Source organism: Mesorhizobium sp. 1B3 (assembly GCF_050958605.1).
Classification (GTDB): domain Bacteria; phylum Pseudomonadota; class Alphaproteobacteria; order Rhizobiales; family Rhizobiaceae.
Window position 1 is genome coordinate 1 of record NZ_JBJHDO010000029.1, and the last position, 8,174, is coordinate 8,174.

Sequence of the window (8,174 nt, forward strand, 5' to 3'; positions counted from 1 at the left end):
TGAGCCGCGGCACAAGTGCCGGAGGTCGGATGAGGGGTGTTCCAGAGACCGCCGACGATACGTGAGATGTGTGAATCTCGTAGCCTTGTGGAGGAGATGTCCGGCAGGACAGAGGGGGTGCCTACTGCCGTGACGTCTACTCCTCTGCGCTCCCGACGGTCCGCGGCACGGCCGCTGGTGATCACGATCATCCGACGAGGTGTCGGGCGACTCCGGCGCATTGGATGCGGATATCGGGAATGGCATCGATCTCCAGGAAAGCGCCTCGTGTGAGCGGACCGATGGCGTAAAGGCGCTTCGAAGGGATGCCGTCTCCATTGAGGACGGCGCAGTCCTGGCCGACGTCGAGGCCGATGCGCAGCGGGTCCGGCCGCGCCAGTCCGCGATCAATCAGCGATCGGACCACCGGGTTGGACCCGGTTGAAAGATCGCTGACGATGCCTGTGCAGTCGTAAATGCGCGTCGCTCGGAGGATCTCGGTTTGGGTGGTGTGGCGCGGCTGGAGGGTTGCGGCGTAGCCGTCCTGCGTTTGATCCACGTTGATTACCTTCGCTGCCACGAGCCTGATGCGGCCGTCGCTCACGGCTTCCGAGACCCGCTCATGGATGGGAGGAGGCATGCGGTGACGGTGGATGTCCCACCAGGCCTTGGTGTGCTCGATGAAGCGGCGCTTGGCCGAAACCGGCCAGTTCTGCCAGATCAACTGATTGAACGGCCGCAGCCCGTCGACGACGTCACGCCAGTTGCCGCCGGCATTTTCGGTCGCGCGGACGAGGTCGCGGAACCATCGCACGAAATATGAGAGCTCGGTGCCCAACGGAATATCGGCGCGGTCGAGCCGTATCGGATTACCCTTGCGATGGACGGACGGCAGCAGCCCGCGTCGCGACACGGCAACGACAGGACCGCGATGCCCGCGACTTTCCAGCGACAGCCACATGTCTACCATGCTCAGGCCGGTGCCCAGAATGAGAACCGGCGCATCGGCCTCGAGCGGCGTGTCGCTTTCCGGTCCTGGCCGGATGGCGAAAGCGTGATCGGGGGAGGGCTGTTCTTCGTGTCCTACAGCCAGGATTGCCGCATGACCGACAATACTGGTGCCGTTGGCAAGACGCACCTCCACCCCTGATGCCGTCGGCTGGACCGAGAGGCACTCTTCCGCGATGGTACGCAGCCTGCCCGTTGTCGCTTCCTGGCCACGGAGTTTGGCCAGCACGGAAGCGAGATATTCGCCGTAGATGCGGCGCGGTACGTAGACGGCGGGATTTTCGGGGGTTGCCTGCCCCGTTTCCACCAGCCAGCGGAAGAAATGTTCGGGATCGTCGGCATAGGCGCTCATGCCGAGTGCGCTCACATTGAGCACATGGTCGGGCAGGGTCGTCGAATAGGCGATGCCCTTGCCGAAGGCAGGGCCCTTCTCGACGATCGTCACGCGTATGTCCGCATCGTTTCCCCGCAGCAGATGGGCAGCCATCAGGATGCCGCTCGCCCCGCCACCAATGATGATGATGGACGGCAAGGAGGCGCGGGCCGTCATGATGCGTCTGCTTTCGCGGTAAGCCGCTTCAGTTCTGGTACTTCAGGACCGTGGCGACATCGTCGTCCGCGCTGTCGCGCATCGCTGCAAGGCTGCGGTTGTCCAGCACCTCGGCGATCGCCTGGCGGACCTCCAGCATCATGTGTCGGACTTGGCATGTCGCCTCGTCGCAATCTTCACATGGCTGGTATTGGGTTCGGCTGGCGCAAGGCAGGGGCGCCAGAGGGCCGTCGAGGACGCGAATGACATGGCCGATCTTGATGTCGCCCGCCGGCCGGGCAAGCCGATAGCCACCGTCCTTGCCTTTTCGGCTCTGTACGAAACCGGCATTGCGCAATTCGCCGAGGATTGCATCCAGGAACTTCTTGGGAATGTTGTTGGCGACGGCGATGTCGTTGACGAAGGCAAGCTGCCCTGCCGGCAAATAGGAGAGGTGGACCAGAGCCTTGAGCCCGTATTTGCCTTTTTTAGTGAGCATCGTCCTGAACTGTCATGGAAACGCCGCTGCCTCGACCAGCTTCTTCTGTCTTGCCGATGACGACAGCTCGTTTCCGCCGCAACCCGACCTCTACGGTACATAAATTTTGCAGAGATAATATACAAGCGGAAACTCTTGATTTTTCGTGACTTTTTGGCAGACGGCAGCACACCGTCGCCATTTTTTTGCCGATATTCTTGCCGTTCGACAAAGGCTCGGGGCTGCGCGTCTCCGTTAACTCCATAAGTTAGTGGGCTTGAACCGCGATGCCTTGGAAAGAGCGTGCTTATTGGCGGTATCGAACGGTAGGATTTTTGGCGAGGGCGCCGTTGTTTAGAACGGCCGACCAAACGCCGTGCTCGTTGGAGACCTCGGTCCCGAATTCCACCGGCACTTGATTCCGGGATTGAAGTGAACTAAGTCTACTGGACTAAGTCTGATCAGGGACGCTCATGGAAACCGTGAACATTCATGAGGCAAAGACACATTTGTCACGCCTCGTCGAGCAGGCCGCCAAGGGTAAGCCATTCGTGATCGCCAAGTCGGGCAAGCCGATGGTCAAGGTCGTTCCTGTCGATCAGCCGGCACCGGCCCAGATGCGTCGGGTCGGGTTCATGGCGGGCCAATTCACCGTACCTGACGACTTCGATCGGATGGGGAGCGACGAGATCGAGCGGCTGTTCAACATTGACCGATGAAGCTGCTGCTCGATACGCACCTCATACTGTGGGCCGCCGGAGAACCGGACCGACTGCCCGTCGCGGCTCTCGCGGCGATCGAAGATCCGGAGAACGAACTGTTGTTCAGTCCGGTCAGTCTTTGGGAAGTCGCCGTTAAACGGAGCCTTGGCCGGGCCGACTTTCAGGTCGATCCACGCCTGCTGAGGCGAGGATTGTTCGACAGCGGTTATCAGGAACTCAGCATCACGAGCGAGCACACCGTAGCAGTCGATGGGCTTCCTGCGATTCATAAGGATCCATTCGATCGCTTGCTTGTCGCGCAATCGCTCGTTGAAGGGATCACCTTGGCAACAGTCGACGAGGCTCTCGCCCAATACCCCGCGCCGATAAGAAAGTTCTGATGGCAGCTGCGAGGCCCAGTCCCTCTCGCGGAAAGTGTGTCGCGGTACTATGTAAGGCCGTGCCAGTGCTGCATTGTCCGGCGGAAGGGTCGATGTGTGGCAACGAGCGTCAACGAATTCGCAGGAAAATCAGCAACTAAGATGGCTTACGGGAACCACAAACTAGCCGTGGCGCCTATGATGGACTGGACGGATACCGCCTGCAGGTACCTCCACCGGCAGCTCACCCGCTCGACCCTGCTCTATACCGAGATGGTCGTGGCCGATGCGGCGATCCATGGAGACCGCAAGCGTCTGCTCGGCTTCGATACGGTCGAGCATCCCGTCGCCCTGCAGCTTGGCGGCTCCGATCCGCAGAAACTCGCCGAGGCTGCCCGTATCGGCGCGGACTTCGGTTATGGCGAGATCAATCTTAATGTGGGCTGCCCGTCAGACCGCGTGCAATCCGGCACGTTCGGCGCCTGCCTGATGCGCACGCCGGACGTCGTCGGCGCCTGCGTCGCGGCGATGAAGGCCGCCGTCTCCATTCCCGTCACCGTCAAGTGCCGTCTGGGCGTCGACGAGCAGGACACCGAGACGGCGCTCGATTCCATGGCGGAGACGGTCTTCGGCGAGGGTGCCGACGCTCTTTGGGTGCATGCGCGCAAGGCCTGGCTCGAGGGCCTGAGCCCCCGGGAAAACCGCGACATCCCGCCGCTCGACTATCCGCGCGTTTATCGACTGAAGCAGAAATATCCCACCCGCTTCATCGGCATCAATGGCGGCATTCAATCGCTGGACGATGCTCAAACCCATCTTGGACACGTCGACGGTGTGATGCTGGGGCGGGCCGCCTATCACACGCCCGGCATTCTGGGCGAGGCGGATCATCGCATCTATGGGCAACCGGATCGGCCTCTGAGCTATGCGGCCGTCATCACCGCCATGGCGGATTATGCCGAACGCCACATTGCCGAGGGCGGGCGGCTCTCGCATGTCACGCGGCACATGACCGGCCTGTTCCACGGCTTTGCCGGAGCTCGCCGCTACCGGCAGATCCTTTCCACCGATGCCACGAGGCCGGGAGCCGGGCCTGAAGTCCTCTTCAAGGCCTTCGAGGCGGTCTCGCTGGAGCGGACCGAGGCTGCGGCCTGATCTTCGATTACCGAGATGCAAGCGGACAAGCACATAACGCTTGCCAAATCGATAAGTATCGGCTTATAAATTATCCATGATCGAGACCGAAATCTTCAGGGCCCTTGCCGATCCGACCCGCCGCGCCGTCTTCGAACGTCTCGCCGGTGGAGAAATGAGCGTCGGTGAGTTGAAATCCGGGTTTTCGATCTCGCAACCGGCTGTGTCGCAACACCTGGCTGCGTTGAAGCGAGCGGGGCTCGTCGCGGAACGGCGCGACGGCCGCAACAGCTATTATCGGGTCGTCCCGCAGGGGATGGCGCCTCTCGTGGCCTGGATGGAGCGTTACCGCCTGTTCTGGCCGGAGCGCGTCGAACGGCTGAAGGATGTGCTGAAAGGTATGGACCAATGATGGAACTCACCGATCGGGAAGACCAGGAGGGCGCCGAGCTCTCCGTCGTCACCGAATGCGACCTGCCGCATCCGCCGGAGAAGGTGTGGCGCGCACTCACCGTCCCCGAGCTTCTCGGCGCATGGCTGATGCCCAACGACATCCGGCCCGTCGAAGGTGAACGATTTGCCTTGCACGCGGACGGCCCCGCCGGGGATCGCATCGATTGCGAAGTGCTCGAGGCCGAACCGTGCCGCCGGCTCCGCTATTCCTGGCGTGACGGCGAGGCCCGGGACAATGCGCTGACGTCGGTCGTCACGTTCGAGCTTTCGCGGGACGGCGAGGGGGGCACGCACCTGCGGATCGTCCATTCCGGGGCGAGAGCGAAAGCATCGATCATGGCGCTGCAGGCCGCGAACACCAACATAGCCCCGCGGCTCTCGCGCGCAGCGTAGTCCGATCCGCGTCCCTTTGGACGCGAAGCGGCGATCCCTCAGTCTGGATCCATCCAAGTTGGCCGCACCGTGCGACGCCGAGCGATCCCGCTTGGCCGCGAAAAACACACAGGAGACCGCAAGCAATGAACAGTGTCGCCAATCTCGTCCCCATGGTCATCGAACAGTCGAGCCGAGGAGAACGTACCTTCGACATTTTCTCGCGCCTGCTTCGCGAGCGGATCGTCTTCCTGAATGGGCCGATCGACGACAATGTCTCGGCCCTTGTCTGCGCGCAGCTCCTGTCGCTGGAATCGGACAACCCGAAGAAGGAGATCGCGCTTTACATCAACTCGCCGGGGGGAGTCGTCACCAGCGGCTTCGCCATCTACGACACGATGCAATATATCGATTGCCCGATCTCGACGGTCTGCATCGGCACGGCTCGATCCATGGGTTCGTTCCTGCTGATGGCCGGCACCCCCGGCCTGCGCATCGCGCTACCCAATTCGAGCGTCATGCTGCACCAGCCTTCCGGAGGTTTCCAGGGGAAGGCCTCCGACATCGAACGTCACGCCGAAGACGTGATCAAGACCAAGCGACGGATGAACGAACTCTATGCCCGCCATTGCGGACGCACGCTGGAGGAGGTCGAGAACACGCTTGATCGGGATTTCTTCATGACAGCCGACGAAGCGAAGGCCTGGGGCATCGTCGACCACATTTACGAGAAGCGGATGCCGGTCCCGCAGCAGGCCTTTGTCTAATGCATGTCGCCCAAAAGTGTGCAGCGGTTTTGGGCAAAGGACATGCAGAAGAACAACAGCCATGTCGCGCGACATGCTTTAGTCCCGCAGGATCATTCTGTCTCCGCGTACGTCGAAGCCCGACAGGGTGCTGATGAAATTCATGCCGAGAAGGCTTCGGTCGAGCATGCCCGCCTCGGCAACGAGAACCGGAATGTTGCTGCGGCTGATCGTGCCCAGCGTGATCTCGTCGGCGGTGACGCGCGCCGCGCGCGCCCTGCCGTTGGCGGTCGAGACGGTGATCGTGTAATTGAGGGACGCCGGGTCATAGCCCGCCGCGCGGGCGTCGGCCGCCGTCAGTACGGTAGCGGTTGCGCCCGTGTCGACGACGGTCTGCACCGGCGCGCCGTTGACGAAGATCCGTGCTTCGAAATGGCCGTTCCCGGCCTTTTCCAGCATCACCGTGTTGCCGCCGTCGCTGATCGATATGGGGCTGCCGGGAACCAGGCCGGCAGTGACGCGGTTCGCGACGTCTTGCAGTTCGTAGCGATATTGATAGCCGGCCACGAGAAGGAGCGCGACCAGCAGCCACAGCGCAAGGCTGCGTGCCACATAACCGAGACGCATGCCCGAGCCCAATATGCCGGCCGCGATAACCGTGCCCCAGATGCCCAGATAAAGCATGCGGCCGAGGTCATCGTTCCCGGAAAAGGGCGCGTCCGTGGTATCGCTGAGCAGCAGGAGGATAAGTCCGCCTCCGATCGCGGCCATGACGACCCAGAAGAAATTGCTCGTGCGCATATCCTTGTCCCGGTCATTCCGCCGCGTTGCGCTCGCGGGCCATCCTAGCCCGCCGCGTTTCGCGCCGCGGTTTACGCTCCACCGTCGCCAGCCTGGCCGGGAGCGTGGCCATGATGTCGCGTCGCATCTGCGGCGTCATGTCGGTCCAGCTGGCGATCTCGTCGCGCGTGCGGCCGCAGCCGAAGCAATAGCCGGTCTTCGTGTCGATGGAGCAGACGAGGATGCAAGGGGATTCGATGGACAAGGCGGCGCGGTTCCGTTCGCTCAATGCACATGGTGTAACAGGAAAGCCAAAACAAGCCCCGTCGATTGCGTCATGGGGAGGCGTTTTCTCACACCAGTGATCGTGCGGGATGGATTGTGCGGCGCGGCGAAGCTCGTTATGTCGCCCTTGCCATAGGCAGGACAGGACAGATGACGACCGGACTCCCCTTCGAAGATTTCCGCAACTTGATGCGAGAGCTTCCCGCACGCGACGAGGCCGCCGCCGAGAAGGTGCGCACGCAATTCGGCCAAATGCGCAAGCCGCGGGGCTCGCTCGGACGGCTGGAGGAAATCGCGGAATGGCTCGCGGGTTGGACCGGGCGCCCGCCGGCCGTGACGCGTCCGCTTGTGGCGATCTTCGCCGGAAATCACGGTATCACCAAGCATAGCGTATCGCCGCGTCTGCCGGAGGCGACCGCGCAGATGGTGGAGATGTGCGCGGCGGGCGGGGCGGCGGTCAACCAGCTCTGCCTGGCCAATGATCTCGGGCTCAAGGTTTTCGACCTCGCCTTGCATCTTCCCACTGCCGACTTCGTCCAGGATGCGGCTCTCGATGAGCGCGGCTGCGCCGCGACCATGGCCTTCGGCATGGAGGCGATCGCGGGTGGCATAGACATCATCGCGATCGGCGATCTCGGGGTCGGGAATTCAACGGTCGCGGCGGCGATGCTTGCGGCGCTCTACGGCGGCTCCGGTGCTGAATGGGTTGGACCCGGCTCGGGCGCCGACCTCCAAATGATCGCACGGAAGGCCGCGGCCGTGGATGCCGCGCTTTCCTTCCATGGCAGCAACCTGAAAGACCCCTTCGAGGTCCTCCGCCGCGTCGGGGGCCGCGAGTTCGCGGCGATCGCCGGTGCCATTATCGCTGCGCGTATGCAGAAAGTGGCCGTGGTGCTGGATGGCTTCGCGGCAACTGCAGCGGCTGCCGTGCTTCATCGGGTCAGTCCCGCCGCGCTCGACCATTGCGTCGCCGGCCATGTCTCGGCCGAGCCCGGCCATGCGAAGGCGCTGAAGCGGCTCGGCATGGAGCCGGTGCTCGATCTCCGCCTCGCCCATGGGGAGGGGACTGGCGCTGCGCTCGCGCTCGGCGTGGTCAAGGCGGCGGCGCTGGTGCACTCGGGAATGGTTGCGACGCTCTGATATATTCTCGTGCGGTAGCAGAAAGGCTCACCCCTCATCCGACCGAGCTTCGCTCGGCCACCTCTCCCACAAGGGGAGAAGGGAAGGTTGGCCGCGACGCCGGTGCCAACCGCCAACGTTTGCGATTGGCAAGAGCGCCTGCGCCAAGCTCCTGCCTTCTCCCCTTGTGGGAGAAGGTGGCCGCGAAGC

The 8,174-nt window shown here is 62.8% G+C and carries 11 protein-coding genes; 7 read left to right on the forward strand and 4 right to left on the reverse strand.

Annotated elements, in window-relative coordinates; translation table 11 throughout:
- Positions 1 to 187 precede the first annotated feature (187 nt).
- Together ACCO56_RS32915 and ACCO56_RS32920 are read right to left on the reverse strand one after the other, a co-directional pair.
- A complete protein-coding gene (locus tag ACCO56_RS32915) occupies positions 188 to 1,537 on the reverse strand; it encodes an FAD/NAD(P)-binding protein (RefSeq protein ID WP_433645190.1) in 1,350 nt (449 codons plus the stop codon).
- A gap of 28 nt (positions 1,538 to 1,565) precedes the next feature.
- Entirely contained in the window at positions 1,566 to 2,015 is a 450-nt protein-coding gene (locus tag ACCO56_RS32920; RefSeq protein WP_433645191.1) for an RrF2 family transcriptional regulator, read from the reverse strand.
- 452 nt (positions 2,016 to 2,467) lie between these two features.
- Here ACCO56_RS32920 and ACCO56_RS32925 point away from each other — a divergent pair, with 452 nt between their 5' ends.
- From ACCO56_RS32925 to ACCO56_RS32950, 6 genes are all read left to right on the forward strand, one after another.
- The gene (locus ACCO56_RS32925) at positions 2,468 to 2,713 is read left to right on the forward strand and encodes a type II toxin-antitoxin system Phd/YefM family antitoxin (RefSeq protein WP_433645192.1); all 246 of its coding nucleotides are present in this window, start codon (positions 2,468 to 2,470) and stop codon (positions 2,711 to 2,713) included.
- A complete protein-coding gene (locus tag ACCO56_RS32930; RefSeq protein WP_433645193.1) occupies positions 2,710 to 3,096 on the forward strand; it encodes a type II toxin-antitoxin system VapC family toxin in 387 nt (128 codons plus the stop codon). The genes ACCO56_RS32925 and ACCO56_RS32930 overlap by 4 nt, the downstream gene beginning before the upstream one ends.
- Before the next feature lie 141 nt (positions 3,097 to 3,237).
- A complete protein-coding gene (gene dusA / locus ACCO56_RS32935; protein WP_433645194.1) occupies positions 3,238 to 4,230 on the forward strand; it encodes a tRNA dihydrouridine(20/20a) synthase DusA in 993 nt (330 codons plus the stop codon).
- Positions 4,231 to 4,306: 76 nt separating this feature from the next.
- Positions 4,307 to 4,621 carry an ArsR/SmtB family transcription factor gene (locus ACCO56_RS32940; protein ID WP_433645195.1) on the forward strand — a complete coding sequence of 105 codons (315 nt, stop codon included), beginning with the start codon at positions 4,307 to 4,309 and terminating at the stop codon, positions 4,619 to 4,621.
- Entirely contained in the window at positions 4,618 to 5,055 is a 438-nt protein-coding gene (locus tag ACCO56_RS32945) for an SRPBCC family protein (RefSeq protein ID WP_433645196.1), read from the forward strand. Before ACCO56_RS32940 ends, ACCO56_RS32945 begins: the two co-directional genes overlap by 4 nt.
- 125 nt (positions 5,056 to 5,180) lie before the next feature.
- Entirely contained in the window at positions 5,181 to 5,801 is a 621-nt protein-coding gene (locus tag ACCO56_RS32950) for an ATP-dependent Clp protease proteolytic subunit (RefSeq protein ID WP_433645197.1), read from the forward strand.
- Between the two features lie 78 nt (positions 5,802 to 5,879).
- Here ACCO56_RS32950 and ACCO56_RS32955 read toward each other — a convergent pair whose 3' ends face one another.
- Both ACCO56_RS32955 and ACCO56_RS32960 read right to left on the reverse strand, forming a co-directional pair.
- Entirely contained in the window at positions 5,880 to 6,581 is a 702-nt protein-coding gene (locus ACCO56_RS32955) for a TIGR02281 family clan AA aspartic protease (protein WP_433645198.1), read from the reverse strand.
- A 13-nt stretch (positions 6,582 to 6,594) separates the two neighbouring features.
- The gene (locus tag ACCO56_RS32960; protein WP_433645199.1) at positions 6,595 to 6,825 is read right to left on the reverse strand and encodes a DUF1289 domain-containing protein; all 231 of its coding nucleotides are present in this window, start codon (positions 6,823 to 6,825) and stop codon (positions 6,595 to 6,597) included.
- A gap of 170 nt (positions 6,826 to 6,995) precedes the next feature.
- Between ACCO56_RS32960 and ACCO56_RS32965 the strand changes: the two genes are divergently transcribed.
- The gene (locus ACCO56_RS32965; protein WP_433645200.1) at positions 6,996 to 7,985 is read left to right on the forward strand and encodes a nicotinate-nucleotide--dimethylbenzimidazole phosphoribosyltransferase; all 990 of its coding nucleotides are present in this window, start codon (positions 6,996 to 6,998) and stop codon (positions 7,983 to 7,985) included.
- The last annotated feature ends 189 nt before the right edge of the window (positions 7,986 to 8,174 follow it).